The 14,372-nt window shown below is 59.6% G+C and carries 13 protein-coding genes; 4 read left to right on the forward strand and 9 right to left on the reverse strand.

The window, feature by feature from the left end:
* Positions 1–2 precede the first annotated feature (2 nt).
* On the forward strand, positions 3–782 hold the full coding sequence (fpr, locus tag ACIQU2_RS16380) for a ferredoxin-NADP reductase (RefSeq protein WP_030127957.1): 780 nt from the start codon (positions 3–5) through the stop codon (positions 780–782).
* Positions 783–951: 169 nt separating this feature from the next.
* Here the strand turns inward: fpr and tsaA are convergent, their stop codons facing one another.
* The 6 genes from tsaA to rimO form a co-directional block, all read right to left on the reverse strand.
* Complete coding sequence (tsaA, locus tag ACIQU2_RS16385; protein WP_347803997.1) at positions 952–1,653, reverse strand: tRNA (N6-threonylcarbamoyladenosine(37)-N6)-methyltransferase TrmO; 702 nt, start codon at positions 1,651–1,653, stop codon at positions 952–954.
* A gap of 159 nt (positions 1,654–1,812) precedes the next feature.
* A complete protein-coding gene (locus ACIQU2_RS16390) occupies positions 1,813–2,583 on the reverse strand; it encodes an SDR family oxidoreductase (protein WP_403142536.1) in 771 nt (256 codons plus the stop codon).
* A gap of 223 nt (positions 2,584–2,806) precedes the next feature.
* Positions 2,807–3,277 (reverse strand): DUF1456 family protein, encoded by a 471-nt coding sequence (locus ACIQU2_RS16395; protein WP_347803991.1) that lies wholly within the window; start codon positions 3,275–3,277, stop codon positions 2,807–2,809.
* A 75-nt stretch (positions 3,278–3,352) separates the two neighbouring features.
* Complete coding sequence (locus tag ACIQU2_RS16400; protein WP_403142540.1) at positions 3,353–4,063, reverse strand: rRNA pseudouridine synthase; 711 nt, start codon at positions 4,061–4,063, stop codon at positions 3,353–3,355.
* Between the two features lie 189 nt (positions 4,064–4,252).
* Positions 4,253–4,726: a GNAT family N-acetyltransferase gene (locus ACIQU2_RS16405; protein WP_403142543.1), complete on the reverse strand. Its 474-nt coding sequence runs from the start codon at positions 4,724–4,726 to the stop codon at positions 4,253–4,255.
* Positions 4,727–4,852: 126 nt separating this feature from the next.
* A complete protein-coding gene (gene rimO / locus ACIQU2_RS16410) occupies positions 4,853–6,190 on the reverse strand; it encodes a 30S ribosomal protein S12 methylthiotransferase RimO (RefSeq protein WP_064676142.1) in 1,338 nt (445 codons plus the stop codon).
* A gap of 289 nt (positions 6,191–6,479) precedes the next feature.
* Between rimO and ACIQU2_RS16415 the strand changes: the two genes are divergently transcribed.
* On the forward strand, positions 6,480–8,381 hold the full coding sequence (locus ACIQU2_RS16415) for a potassium transporter Kup (protein WP_403142546.1): 1,902 nt from the start codon (positions 6,480–6,482) through the stop codon (positions 8,379–8,381).
* A gap of 234 nt (positions 8,382–8,615) precedes the next feature.
* On the opposite strand, the gene ACIQU2_RS16420 is transcribed toward ACIQU2_RS16415, so the two are convergent.
* Positions 8,616–8,930 (reverse strand): DUF3077 domain-containing protein, encoded by a 315-nt coding sequence (locus ACIQU2_RS16420; protein ID WP_403142548.1) that lies wholly within the window; start codon positions 8,928–8,930, stop codon positions 8,616–8,618.
* A gap of 525 nt (positions 8,931–9,455) precedes the next feature.
* Between ACIQU2_RS16420 and ACIQU2_RS16425 the strand changes: the two genes are divergently transcribed.
* Both ACIQU2_RS16425 and ACIQU2_RS16430 read left to right on the forward strand, forming a co-directional pair.
* Positions 9,456–9,746: a Phd-YefM gene (locus tag ACIQU2_RS16425; RefSeq protein ID WP_007904631.1), complete on the forward strand. Its 291-nt coding sequence runs from the start codon at positions 9,456–9,458 to the stop codon at positions 9,744–9,746.
* A gap of 11 nt (positions 9,747–9,757) precedes the next feature.
* Complete coding sequence (locus ACIQU2_RS16430; protein WP_403142551.1) at positions 9,758–10,045, forward strand: type II toxin-antitoxin system RelE/ParE family toxin; 288 nt, start codon at positions 9,758–9,760, stop codon at positions 10,043–10,045.
* A 56-nt stretch (positions 10,046–10,101) separates the two neighbouring features.
* On the opposite strand, the gene ACIQU2_RS16435 is transcribed toward ACIQU2_RS16430, so the two are convergent.
* Positions 10,102–11,397: an AcvB/VirJ family lysyl-phosphatidylglycerol hydrolase gene (locus ACIQU2_RS16435; protein ID WP_403142554.1), complete on the reverse strand. Its 1,296-nt coding sequence runs from the start codon at positions 11,395–11,397 to the stop codon at positions 10,102–10,104.
* On the reverse strand, positions 11,397–14,039 hold the full coding sequence (gene mprF, locus ACIQU2_RS16440) for a bifunctional lysylphosphatidylglycerol flippase/synthetase MprF (RefSeq protein WP_403142557.1): 2,643 nt from the start codon (positions 14,037–14,039) through the stop codon (positions 11,397–11,399). Before mprF ends, ACIQU2_RS16435 begins: the two co-directional genes overlap by 1 nt.
* Positions 14,040–14,372 lie beyond the last annotated feature (333 nt).

Raw genomic sequence — 14,372 nt, forward strand, 5'->3', positions numbered from 1 at the left:
ACATGAGCAACATGAACCACGAGCGTGTCCTCAGTGTTCATCACTGGAACGACACTCTGTTCAGCTTCAAGTGCACCCGCGATCCGGGCCTGCGCTTCGAGAACGGTCAGTTCGTGATGATCGGCCTGCAACAGCCCAACGGCCGGCCGCTCATGCGCGCTTACTCGATTGCCAGCCCGAACTGGGAAGAGCATCTCGAGTTCTTCAGCATCAAGGTGCCTGATGGCCCGCTGACTTCCCAGCTGCAGCATCTGAAGGAAGGCGACGAGATCATCATCAGCAAGAAGCCTACCGGCACGCTTGTGCTGGATGACTTGAAGCCTGGCAAACATTTGTACCTGCTCAGCACCGGTACCGGTCTGGCGCCGTTCATGAGCGTCATCCAGGATCCGGAAACCTACGAGCGTTTCGAAAAAGTGATCCTGTGCCACGGCGTACGGTACGTCAACGAAGTCGCTTACCGCGAGTTCATCACCGAGCACTTGCCGCAGAACGAGTTCTTCGGCGAGGCCCTGAGTGACAAGTTGATCTACTACCCGACCGTGACCCGCGAGCCGTTCGAGAACGAAGGTCGCCTGACCGACCTGATGCGCAGCGGCAAGCTGTTCAGCGACATCGGTCTGCCACCGATCAACCCGCAAGACGACCGCGCCATGCTGTGCGGCAGCCCGAGCATGCTCGACGAGACCAGCGAAGTGTTGAACAGCTTCGGCCTGAAAGTGTCGCCGCGGATGCGCGAGCCGGGTGATTACCTGATCGAGCGAGCGTTCGTCGAGAAGTAAGTACACTGCATCACTGAAAAGCCCCCATTGCCTGTGCAGGCAATGGGGGCTTTTTTATGCCCAATGCAAACCTTGTAGGAGCTGTCGAGTGAAACGAGGCTGCGATCTTTTGATCTTGTTTTTTAAAAGCAACATCAAAAGATCGCAGCCTCGTTTCACTCGACAGCTCCTACAGGTTGGAGGCGGGAATGACTTCGAGGACGCGGATCACACCCGCCTCGGGATAGTGCCAGCGCACGTCCAGGTCCCAGAACTGCGCGCCGTATTCCCGTTCGGGTGTAGGAATCTGGTACGCCGGACGTGGGTCTTGTGCCAGGCATTGCTCGATCAACTCCACCAGCGGTTCTTCGAGGCGCTGAGCATGGCCGTGAGCCTGTTGCAGCGCTGAATCCGTCCACTGCACGGGAATCAGCTGCGGCGCAGCGCTGGCGATGCTGTTGGAGGCTGTTTCGATGATGTCGGCGTAAGGCACGTAGGGTTTGATGTCGAGAATCGGCGTGCCGTCCAGCAGGTCGATGCCGGATATCCACAGGCGATTGGCTTCAACCTTGTCCAGCTTCACCACGGATTGGCCGATGCCATTGGGCCGATGCGTCGCGCGGGTGGCGAACACACCCATGGATTTGTTACCGCCGAGACGAGGAGGGCGGACTTTCAGTCGTGGCTTTTCTTCCAGGGCCTGGTGAAACAGGAACAGCAGCCACACGTGGCTGACCTGTTCCAGACCTTGCACCGCATCGCCCTGATCGAACGGCGCCACCAGTTCCAGCACGCCGCGAGCGGCCGGGGCCAGTTGTGGCTGGCGCGGGATGGCGAACTTCTCCTTGAAACAGGAGCGCACAAAGCCGATGGGGGAAACGCTGTAGGTCATGGTCTGGGGTCGAGGCGGGGTGAGGGTGGGCATGATAACCCGAGCAGCCTCAAGACCGGTGGTGCCTGTTAGTCCGTCATCGCGGGCAAGCCACGCTCCCACATTTGAAATGCATTCCCCTGTGGGAGCGAGCCTGCTCGCGAAGGTCGCGCCGCCGATTTAGAGGCTGAACCCACCATCCAGAGGAATGATATTCCCCGTCATATAAGCCCCGGCCGTACTCGCCAGACTGATCGCCAACGCCGCCATCTCTTCCTCCCGGCCCCAGCGTTTCATTGGAATCAATGCGGTGTCGTCGGCCAACGCCTGCTCATCATTGCCGATGTGCTGCGTCATCTTGCTCGGAAAACGCCCCGGTGCGATGACGTTGACGTTGATGTGCTGGCTCACCAGCTCCCGCGCGAGAATCCGTGACAGTTGATGTAGGGCTGCCTTACTCGGTCCGTAGGCATAAGCCTGTTCGCCGAAGGACGAAATCCCGGCCACTGAACCGATGTTAATGATCCGCGCCGGATTCGCTGGCGAACCGGCCTTACGCAGCAGCGGCAAAAACTGCTGAATGCAGTTGAACACCGAGGTCACGTTCAGATGCATGACCTTTTCCCAGCCCTTGACCGGGTAGCTCTCCAGCGGCGCGCCCCACGTGGTGCCGGCGTTGTTCACCAGAATATCCAGATGAGTGATCTGCTCGCCCAGTCGCGTAGCCAGTTGAAGTACGCCTTCTTCGGTGGCCAGGTTGGCCGCCACTCCGAGGCAACGACCGAATGCGCTCAATTCATCAGCCGTTTGCTGACAGGCTTCGGCATCCCGGGCGCAGACGTATACGGTGGCGCCAGCCTCGACATAAGCCTTGGCGATCATTTTGCCGATACCACGGGTGCCGCCGGTCACCAGAGCGGTGCGGCCTTGCAAGGAAAAGTACGGGTGCATGGCGAATCCTGAGAGCTGAGGGTCAATACACCCTAGTCGTCAGCCGTCGGAAGCGGAGCCACTATTTTTGCGAGGAATGGGAGGCCATTCGGCCTTGTAGGAGCTGTCGAGTGCAACGAGGCTGCGATCTTTTGATCTTGACCTTTTTCGGCCCAACTGAAATTCAAAAGATCGCAGCCTCGTTGCTCTCGACAGCTCCTACAAAGTAGATCCGTCTCGCACGTTATTGCGGACGCACGCGCAGGGTCAGGCCCTTGAGGAAGTTACGCAGCAACTGGTCGCCGCACGGGCGGTAGTTGGTGTGGCCGAACTTGCGGAACAGCGCGCTCAGCTCAGGCTTGGACACCGGGAACTCGGAGGCCTTGAGGATGGCGTGCATGTCGTCTTCTTTCAGTTCGAAGGCCACGCGCAGTTTCTTCAGGATGATGTTGTTGGTCACCGGCACTTCGATCGGCTGCGCAGGACGGCTTTCGTCCTTGCCGCGCTTGAAGATCACCAGGCCATCGAGGAAATGCGCAATGACTTCATCCGGGCAGCGTACGAAGCCTTCCTCGTCTTCCTCCTTCTTGTCGAGGTACGTCACCAGGTCTTCCAGGGTCACGTCCATGCCCCCGAGCTTGATGATCTCGATGACTTTCTTGTCGCTGATGTCGAGCATGTAGCGCACGCTGCGCAGTACGTCGTTATGAATCATGGTGTGCAATCCTGATATTCAGCAGTGGGCGCCGCATAAACAGCGGCGCCAAAATGTGTGGCGGCGTGAAAAGTCTTAGAACTTCTCTTTGCCGGACAGGTAACGCCATTGCCCCAACGGCACTTTGCCGATGGACACGCCGCCAATGCGGATGCGGCGGATGGCGACAACCTTCAGGCCTACGGCCTGGCAGAACAGGGCGATGACGCCCGGTTGTGGGTTCTTCATCGCAAAACGCAGGCGGTTTTCGTTCTGCCAGCTGGCTTTGACCGGCGGCAGTTCCTTGCCTTTGTAGGTCAGGCCGTGGTTCAGGCGGTTGAGGCCGTGAGCCACCATTTCGCCATCAACTTCGACCACATACTCTTGCTCGATCTTGGCGGAGTCGGCAGTGAGTTTGCGCAGGATCTTCCAGTCCTGGGTGAATACCAAAAGACCGCTGGCGTTGGCCTGCAGGTCGGTGCTGGCAGTCAGCCGCAGGAAGTGGCCCTTGAGCGGACGTTTGCTGAAGCGGTGTTCTTCGCTCAAGGTCTCGGCGCTGATCGTTGCCATGGCCGTTTCCGCATCCATGCCCACGGGCACGTTCAGCAGGATGGTCACCGGTTCCGGCGCAGTGGCCTTGGCTTCTGGATCAAGCTCGACTTTCTGGTTCTCGACCTTGAACTGCGGCTCGTCGATGACTTCACCGTCCACGGTGACCCAGCCGCCCTCGATGAACAGCTCAGCCTCCCGACGGGAACAGCCGACGAGTTCGATGAGGCGTTTGGAGAGACGAATCGGGTCAGTCATGACAGGGCCGTAACAAAAAAGGGGTGGGCATTGTACCTGCCTGGCGCCGGTTAATCGCGGGTCCATTTGCGCAGTAAAGCTTTTTGTGGGAGCGAGCCTGCTCGCGAAAGCGGTTTATCAGTCAACATTGATGTGAAACTGATGGCCCCTTCGCGAGCAGGCTCGCTCCCACATTTGTCCTGCGTTGTGTCAGCCATGCCGCGAATGTTGCTGGTTTTGACGCAGGCGCATGTGCAACAGCGGATAGGGCTGGCCCATGCCGTCGACTTCCGAGCGACCGATCACCTCGAAGCCCTGCTTGAAGTAGAACCCCAGCGCCTGCGGGTTCTGCTCGTTGACGTCCAGTTCATCGGCATTCAGGTGTTCCATGGCATAGCGCAGCAACTGCTTGCCCAGGCCCTGGCCGCGGTGAGCCGGGTCGATGAAGAGCATTTCGATCTTGCCCGCTGCGATCCCGGCGAACCCGGTGATGCGCTGGCGCGGGTCTTTGGTGCAGATCAGCATCACCGCATCGAGGTAGCGCGTCAGCACCAGGTTCTTCAGCAGTTCAATGTAGCTGTCCGGCAGAAAGTCATGGGTGGCGCGCACCGAGGCTTCCCAGACCTGAGTGAGTTCTTCGTAGTCGCTCTGTTTCGGCGTGTGGATGACCGAATGTTGGCGCATGGCCGGTTGCCCCTTCTTTTTACTCGCTGTTTCTGTGAATGTTGAGAATCCTTTCCTCACAAAACGATAGCCGTAAAAAAGCCCCGCATCTCGTCAAGAGAGCGGGGCTTTTCGTATTTTTTGCGTTTAGATCTGTTCAGCCCACAGGTCGTATTCGTCGGCGTCGGTCACTTTGCACCAGACTTTATCGCCTGGTTTCAGGTTGCTGCCGTTGTCGATGAACACGTTGCCGTCGATTTCCGGGGCATCGAAGAAGCAGCGGCCAACCGCGCCTTGCTCGTCGACTTCATCGACCAGCACTTCGATTTCACGGCCAACGCGCATTTGCAGACGAGCCGAGCTGATCGCCTGCTGGTGCGCCATGAAGCGATCCCAACGGTCTTGCTTGACGTCGTCCGGCACGATGGCCGCGTCCAGCAGGTTGGCCGGTGCGCCTTCGACCGGCGAATACTGGAAGCAGCCGACGCGATCGAGTTGCGCTTCGGTCAGCCAGTTCAGCAGGTACTGGAAGTCTTCTTCGGTTTCGCCGGGGAAACCGACGATGAAGGTCGAACGGATGATCAGGTCCGGGCAGATTTCGCGCCAGTTCTTGATACGGGCCAGGGTCTTGTCTTCGAAGGCCGGGCGCTTCATCGCTTTGAGGACTTTCGGGCTGGCGTGCTGGAACGGGATGTCCAGGTACGGCAGGATTTTCCCGGCGGCCATCAGCGGAATCAGCTCGTCGACGTGCGGGTACGGGTAAACATAGTGCAGACGAACCCAGACGCCGAGGGTGCTCAGGGCTTCACAGAGTTCGGTCATGCGGGTTTTCACCGGCGCGCCGTTCCAGAAACCGGTGCGGTATTTCACGTCGACGCCGTAGGCGCTGGTGTCTTGCGAGATCACCAGCAGCTCTTTGACACCGGCCTTGACCAGGCGCTGAGCCTCGTCGAGCACGTCACCGACCGGACGGCTGACCAGTTTGCCGCGCATCGACGGGATGATGCAGAAGCTGCAGCTATGGTTGCAGCCTTCGGAAATCTTCAGGTAGGCGTAGTGGCGCGGGGTCAGCTTGATGCCCTGCGGCGGTACCAGGTCGATCAGCGGGTTGTGATCCTGGCGCGGCGGCACGGCGTCGTGCACGGCGTTGACCACTTGCTCGTATTGTTGCGGACCGGTCACGGCCAGCACGCTCGGGTGCACTTTACGAATGTTGCCTTCTTCGACGCCCATGCAGCCGGTCACGATGACCTTGCCGTTTTCCTTGATGGCTTCGCCGATCACTTCCAAAGACTCAGCCTTGGCCGAGTCGATGAAGCCGCAGGTGTTGACCACCACGACGTCAGCGTCCTGATACGTGGACACGACGTCATAGCCTTCCATGCGCAGTTGGGTAAGGATGCGCTCGGAGTCGACCAGTGCTTTGGGGCAACCCAGGGATACGAAGCCAACCTTTGGATTGGCCGGCGCAGGAGTGGTGGACATGTCTAACCTCGGTATTTGTGACGCCTCCAGCCGAAGACGGCAAGGCGACAGACGGGCGCTATGTTGCGCCTCTGGTCAAAAAGTGCGCAATTCTAGCGATGAGAGGCGCACTTGACCAGCTTTATGCAGGGAAATACGACGAGTGCTGGGCTATGCTTCGCGCCTTTACGCTTTACCGATTTTTTACAGTCAACAAAACGTCTGTAACGTGAAGGAAAACGGCGCATGCTGCACGGCAAAGCATAGTGCTTCTTCCAAAGAAGTCCGGTCTGGGTAGTAGGAGTGGTGGATGGGTCAGGCAAGTAGTCAGGCAGCGGGTGCCGAGCATTCTGCGGCAAAGCCGATCGGCATGCTGGTCGCGGCGGTCGGGGTGGTTTATGGCGATATCGGCACAAGCCCGCTGTACACCCTCAAAGAAGTGTTTTCCGGTCACTATGGAGTACCGGTCGACCATGACGGCGTGTTCGGGATTCTGGCGCTGATTTTCTGGTCGCTGATCTGGGTCGTTTCAATCAAATACGTGCTGTTCGTGCTGCGTGCCGACAACCAGGGCGAAGGCGGGATCATGGCCTTGACCGCCCTGGCTCGGCGGGCTGCGGCCGGGCATCCGAAGTTGCGCGCGTTGCTGGTGGTCTGCGGGCTGATCGGCGCGGCGTTGTTCTATGGTGACAGCATGATCACGCCTGCGATCTCTGTGCTCTCGGCGATTGAAGGCCTTGGACTGGCTTTCGAGGGTATAGACCATTGGGTGGTGCCACTGTCGCTGATCGTGCTGGTGGCGCTGTTCCTGATACAACGTCACGGCACCGCGCGGATCGGCATTCTGTTCGGGCCGATCATGGTGACCTGGTTTGTCGTGCTGGGGGCGCTGGGTGTCTACGGCATCATGCAGCACCCGGAAGTGTTGCAAGCGATGAACCCGGTCTGGGGCGTGCGCTTCTTCATCGTGCACCCGGGCATGGGCGTGGCGATCCTCGGCGCGGTGGTGCTGGCACTGACCGGTGCCGAAGCGCTGTACGCCGACATGGGCCACTTCGGTCGCAAGCCGATCGCACGCGCCTGGTTCATCCTCGTGCTGCCGGCGCTGGTGCTGAACTATTTCGGCCAAGGCGCGTTGCTGCTCGGTGATCCGGAAGCCGCTCGCAACCCGTTCTACTTATTAGCTCCGAGTTGGGCGCTGATTCCGTTGGTGGGGTTGTCGACCCTGGCCACGGTCATTGCTTCTCAGGCGGTGATTTCCGGTGCGTTCTCCCTGACTCGTCAGGCGATTCAGCTCGGTTACATACCGCGCATGCACATTCAGCACACCTCCAGTGCCGAACAAGGCCAGATCTACATCGGCGCGGTGAACTGGGCGCTGATGGTCGGCGTCATCCTGTTGGTGCTGGGCTTCGAGTCCTCCGGCGCGCTGGCTGCGGCTTACGGCGTGGCCGTGACGGGCACGATGCTGATGACCACCATCCTGGTGTCGGCGGTGATATTGCTGCTGTGGAAATGGCCTCCGATCCTCGCGGTTCCGCTGTTGCTTGGTTTCCTGGTGGTAGACGGTCTGTACTTCGCGGCCAACGTGCCGAAAATCATTCAGGGCGGGGCGTTCCCGGTGATTGCCGGTATCGTGCTGTTTGTGCTGATGACCACCTGGAAGCGCGGCAAGCAACTGCTGGTCGATCGTCTCGACGAGGGTGGTTTGCCGCTGCCGATCTTCATCAGCAGCATCGCCGTGCAACCGCCGCATCGCGTTCAGGGCACTGCCGTGTTCCTGACGGCGCGGCCGGACGCCGTGCCTCATGCCTTGTTGCACAACCTGCTGCATAACCAGGTGCTGCACGAGCAAGTGGTGCTGCTGACGGTGGTGTACGAAGACATCCCGCGGGTGCCTGCGCAACGGCGTTTCGAGGTTGAATCCCACGGCGAAGGTTTCTTCCGGGTGATCCTGCACTTTGGCTTCGTCGACGAGCCGGATGTGCCTCAAGCGCTGAAGCTGTGTCATCTCGATGAACTGGACTTCAGCCCGATGCGCACCACCTACTTCCTCAGCCGCGAGACGGTCATCGCCTCCAAGCTCGAAGGCATGGCGCGCTGGCGTGAGACGCTGTTCGCCTTCATGTTGCAGAACGCCAACGGCAACCTGCGCTTCTTCAATCTGCCGTTGAACCGGGTGATTGAGCTGGGGACGCAGGTAGAGATGTAAGCCACAACAAAAAGCCCCCGTTGCCATTGCGGTAGCGGGGGCTTTTTTGTGGGCGGCCACTTCACTTCGGTGCAATGAAGATCCCCTGTGGGAGCGAGCTTGCTCGCGAAGGCGAACTGTCAGTCGACATCGATAGTGATTGTTAGTCCGCCATCGCGAGCAAGCTCGCTCCCACAGGGGATGTGCGGTGTTTGCACGTATTCCGTCTCTGCTCCTTTACTTGCTTTCGGGCCGCTATTTTTTAGATTCGGCTTTTGTCCGGGCAGTTGGCGGTGGCGGCGTCAGTACCTTCACTGCATCATCAATCACGGCCTTACTCATTGCCGTCAGGTAATGCGCGGCCCAGTCGTGTCTGTCGGTGTCGCGGGCGTAGGCAGCATCTTTAGTCAGCTCCTTGGCAAGGAACAGAAAATCAGAAGCCATGGCTAGCGCATCGCCGAGGGGGACGTCTCGACTGACACGGAACAGCGCCTGGTTCGAGCAGTAGATGAAGGGGGTGAAGCCGATGGTTTTCAGTTCTGAGGGTGTGGGCGGATCTGTTTTGCTCATTGTTTCGCTCCTTAAAACGAGGAGCTGCCGCATTCGTTACCACACGAATGGGTGGCAGCTGTACGCAGGGTGGTAAACCGGAGGAGCAAAGGAACCGGCAGACCCGAAGGTCTCCCACGCACAGCCGCCATAACACGGGATTACAGACGTAAAAACGCACGAACCGTGATGGGAGCGGTGTTGCACTTTGCCTAACCGGGTTACCACACCCGATCGCTGAATGGTCAGCGACGTCCGGAGAGTATCCCGTCGAAGAAAAGCGCAACAAGGCATCAAAGTGCCCAAACGCAAGATTCGGAGTTTGCCTACAAGGTCGGCGGGCGTCATCCGATATTGCGACACCTTAAGTAAACGAAACTAAACGCGGCGAGAGTATTTACACGTCCTTCGGCTCACTTTTTCTCAGGATGAAAAACGTTGGATGATAAATACGCGCTTTTTGTAGCTTGCTGTATGTCGAATTCGACGCAATACTCTGCGTAGAAATGTGTGTTCAAATTTGCATGATTGTGTAGAGAGGTGAGTATGACGGCATTACTGGAGCGTGCTGACCAAGCGATTTCGGTGACTGCGATGGTCAGGGGGTTTAGTGCGAGGCTAAAGGAGATTTCCAGCCGAGCCACCGAACGACTGGTCATTTTCAAAGACAACCAACCCGCAGCGGTCATTATCAATGTCGATGCGTATCAGGAAATGCTCGACGAGCTTGAGGACCTTCGGGTTGAAGCGGCGGCTCGAGAGCGACTGATCGGTTTTGATCAGGCCAAGGCTGTCAGCCACGACGATATGCGGGCGCGGTACGCCAGGAAAGACTAAAGGAGCTGTGGATGGTTTGGGGCGTTATCTATCATCCGGAGGTTCAGAAGGATCTGGATCTGCTGGGAGCTGTAGCGGCGAACCGCATTCTTGATGTCATCGAAGAGCGGATTATCAATGGTGAGCCAGACAAGAGCGGCATGCCCCTAAGAGCCAGTCTTGCAGGCTGTAGACGGATCCGAACAGGCGACACGCGAATTGTTTATCGAGTCGATGGCAAGGCGATTCAGGTATTGATCGTTGCCGTTGGTGCTCGACGTGACGAAGAGGTCTACGGCGCGGCAGAGCGTCGTCTCTAACCAAAAAGCCCCCGCAACCTTAAGGCTGCGGGGGCTTTTCGTGGGCTGGACTCAGATCACTCTTGAGCCGCCGTCTCCTTCGCTTGACGCTTCTCGATCACATCCACCAACCGCTGCGCCAGTTTCGGGTAGTTCTCGTCGAAGTGATGACCGCCAGGCAATTTCATCGCTTCGCCCACCGCGGTCTTGTCGGTGCAGCCGCTCTCGTCGACTTCCTCTTCACCGTAGATGCACACCACTTTCTCCGGCGGCAGCTTGGCCATTTCCGGGCCGGTGGCGGCTTCTTTGCCGGCGTTGCCGAGCCAGCCTTCGACTTCGATTTCGAAGCTGCCGGTGCGGGCGAAGGCCAGCAGGATAATTGCGTCGACGCGTTGCTGTTCCGATGGCTCCAGGCGGTTGTAGATCGCCGGCAGGACGTCGGCGCCGAACGAGTAACCGGTCAGGATGAAGCGCTTGGTGCCCCATTTCTGCCGGTAATGCTGCATCAGCTCGGCGAGGTCCAGGGCGCTTTGCTCCGGGCTCTTGTGTTGCCAGTAGTAGCGCAGGGTGTCGATGCCGACGACCGGGTAGCCGATCTTCGCCATCTCGCCCGCTACGTCGCGGTCAAGGTCGCGCCAGCCGCCGTCACCGGACAGGAACAGGGTCACAGTGTCCTTGGCTTGGCCGGCGGGCACTTCGACCACCGGGATGTGCAGGCCGCCAGAGGCTTTATCGCCACCCACTAGGATCTTGCGCAGTTCGTTGTTCAGCACTTGCGGCAGGTTGATGTCGTAGTCGCTGATGCTGGTTTCGGCGTTGGGTTGGTCGCGCACGAAGCCGGCGCTGGTGTCGTCCGGGTTGTCGTTCCAGGCCACCAGCCAGTGCCCGTGAGCGGCGCCTTTCGGTAGCAGGTGTGTGCAGCCGGGTTTTTCCAGGGCCAGGTCCACCGAGACGGCTTGAGCCTTGTCGTCCTTCTGCTCGGACAACCAGCGCCACGCCAGCACGGCGCCAGGGCCGATGCCGCTGACCAGGGTCGCCGGGCCTTTGAGTTCTCTCAGGGCCGATTGCAGGGCGCGACTTTGCAGCAGGCAGTCGTTGGGCAGGATCACCTGAACAATCTGCGCCGAGCCGGTGCGGCTCAGTGTCATCAACTGTTTGTTGCTGAGCTTCTGGTCTTCATTGACCGCCACCAGCACCTGGGCGCGTGGCGTGTTGCCGGGGATGACACGGGTCATCGCGGCGCCATCGGCTGGCGTCAGCTGTTCGAGGGTCGGTTCGGGTGCCGGGCGTTTCAGGTACCAGTAACCGCCACCGAGAATCAGAGCCAGCACTACCAGTGTGGCCAGTACGTACCGCAAGGAGCGTTGAATCATCAGCGTTTCACCAATCCAGTCAAGCCGCCCGCAATCAGGGCGGCAGTGTCGGCCAGGGCAACCAGCGGATCGAGTCCGGCGGGCACGGCCATATAACGGGGTTCCCAGTCAGGCTGGAATTTGTCTTTGAAGCGGCGCAAGCCTTGGAAGTTGTAGAGCTGCTCACCACGGCGGAAAACCATCGAGCCCAGGCGCTGGGTCAGTGGTGCACCACGACGGGGTTGCAACCCCGACAACGGCACCATGCCCAGGCTGAAGCGCGCGTATCCATGATTTTTATAATGTTGGATCAGGCCGACCATCATGAACTCCATGGTCAACTTGGGCGCGTCCGGGTGCGCGCGCATCAAGTCGAGACTGGCCAGGTCATGGCCGTAGGTCTCGAGCAGGTTGGCAAATGCCACTGGACGCCCTTCGAAACGAATCACCGCGACGCGGAAATGCTTGAGGTAGTCATCACTGAAGCGGCCGAGCGAGAAACCTTTCTCGCGCACGTTCTTGCCGGTCAGCCAGGCATCGGAAATCACCTTGAGCTCATCCATCGGCGCTTGCCCCGGATCAAAGATCTCCAGCGACAGGCCATCGCGAGTACCGCGGTTCCAGGTGTAGCGCAGGTCTTTCATCTCTTTGCCTTTGGCCTCGAGATCAAAGCGAAGCAGATCGACCCGGGCTTCTTCGCCGAGTTTGATCGCGGTCAGGCCAATGTCCATGTAGTACGGCAGGTTCTCGGCGCGCACTTGATAGAACACAGGACGGGCGTGGTGGATGTCGCAAAGGTCGCGGAACTGCCAGATCATTTCCGCCCGTTGCTGGGTCGGGCCGATCGGGTCATACAAGGCCACCAGGCTACGACCACGGCGGGCGTACATCAGGAACGCCTCGTCGTTGGGGTGAAACAGCAGCGCCTTGTCACCGGTCAGGGCCAGGCCGCCATCCGGTTGGGCGGAGGCCATGAGGATCTTTACCGCGCGGTCCAGCTCATCAGGCGTCGGCGGATGGATCACCGGGCGTGCGGTGCGCAACAGCCAGGTCAGGGACACCACCACCAGCAGCACGGCGGCGCCAAGCAGCGAGCGCAAGCCACGCGGGGCATCGGCGTCGAGGGTGAACTGCCACCAGAGCTGATGGCTGTACGGGACGTCCTGATAGGCGAACAGCAACAGCCAGATCGACGCACCGAGTACGCACAGGCTCGCCACCAGATACAGCGGCGAGAACGGCACCTCGGTCAGACGGCTGGGGCGATAGAACGAGCTGCGGAAAACCCCCAGCAAGCTCGCAGTCAGCGTCAGCAAGCAGGCTTCTTCCCAGTCGAAGCCCTTGAGCAGAGAGAGCAGGGCAGCGACCAGCAACAAGATGGTGGTCAGCATCCAGGCGGCCGACAGTCGGCGGCGCAGCCCTTGAGCCAGCAGCAAGCAAAGCACACCGATCAGGCTGGCACCGAAGTGCGAGGCGTCGACCAGTCGATGCGGGATCAGAAAGCCGATGTGCTCCAGGCGTGTGTCGATTTCCGGGGTGGCACCGGAGAACAGCAGCACCACGCCGGACAGAAAGACCAGCACCGCCAGAATCGGCGCGGCCAGGCCCGACGCCACCCTTAAGGACTGACGCGATTGAAACAGGCGCTGACCTTCGTTGATCAGCAGGAATACACAGGCCACCAGCAACGGCAGTACCACGTAGATCAGACGATAGAGCAGCAGGGCGGCAGCGAGTGGCGCGGCACCGAGTTTGTCGGAGAAGGCAGCCAGCAGAATCGCTTCGAATACTCCGACCCCGCCGGGAACGTGGCTGAGCACACCGGCGGCCAGTGCCAGCAGGTACACCAGCAGGAACGCGCCGAAGGGCGGTGCTTCAGGCAGCAACAGATAGAGCACGGTCGCCGCGGCGGCTACGTCCAGGGCAGTGATGATCAGTTGCAGAAACGTCAGGCGACGGCCCGGCAGGCGCAAGGTGCGGCGTCCGACCTTGACCAGCAGGTTGTCCGGGTAAGGTTGCTCTGGCAGGCGACGGCGGTAGATGCCGATGGCCAGTACCGTGAACAACAGCAAAACGGCCACGGCGATTGCACCCAGCAAGTTCTCGGACAGACCCAGGGCGGCAGAGGCGCCAGGCAGGTTGCTGAGGGTGGCGAGGGCGGCCAGTGGGGGCAGGGCGCAGCCGAGCGAGAGGCTGGCGAACAGCGTCATGTGCGCGACTTCAGAAGCGCCCAGACCATGACGTGCATATAAACGGTAGCGAACCGAGCCCCCCGAGAGCATCGAAAGGCCAATGGCATTGCCGATGGCGAATGCGGTGAACCCACCCAGGGCCAGGATTCGTGGCGCCAGATTCACGCCCGCGTAGCGGCTGGCTGACCATTCGTAGCCCAGCAGGATAATGAACCCGACCAAGGTCGCGCCCAGCGCGCCCAATAAAGCCGGTTTCGGAACGTCGAGAATCGAGTCGTGCAGAGCGTACAGATCGAGTTCGCTCAGCAGGTGGCGACAGGCAATCAGCGCGATAGCGAACAACAGTAAAGTGACTGCCAGGCCGATGGGCTGGCGGTATTTGCTGATTCGATCAAGCAAGCGCAGACGCTCGGCCTTGATCGGTTGTGTCGCTGTGACGGTGTCTTGTGGATCAGACGAGTTGGCGCGCATCAATCACCTCTTGGATTGTGCGCGACAGGATGGGGGTATCCAGCCAAGTTACCAATCCCTGTAGAAAAAAATAATCACAAATATTAACGCCTCTCACCGGGTATCGGCGATGGTACGTCATCAGTCGTAGAGGGTTCTGTCTGGGGCTCAGCATAGTCAGGGCTCAGAGCATTGGGGATCCCGAACGGCTCGCTACACAGTGGCAGATCATTGTTGCGAAAGGACTTTTTCAACAGATACAAAAAAGGCCACTCTTTCGAGTAGCCTTTTTTGATGTTTGGTTGCGGGAGCCGGATTTGAACCGACGACCTTCGGGTTATGAGCCCGACGAGC

The sequence above is a fragment of the Pseudomonas sp. NPDC098740 genome, assembly GCF_044760065.1.
Taxonomy (GTDB): domain Bacteria; phylum Pseudomonadota; class Gammaproteobacteria; order Pseudomonadales; family Pseudomonadaceae; genus Aquipseudomonas; species Aquipseudomonas rossensis.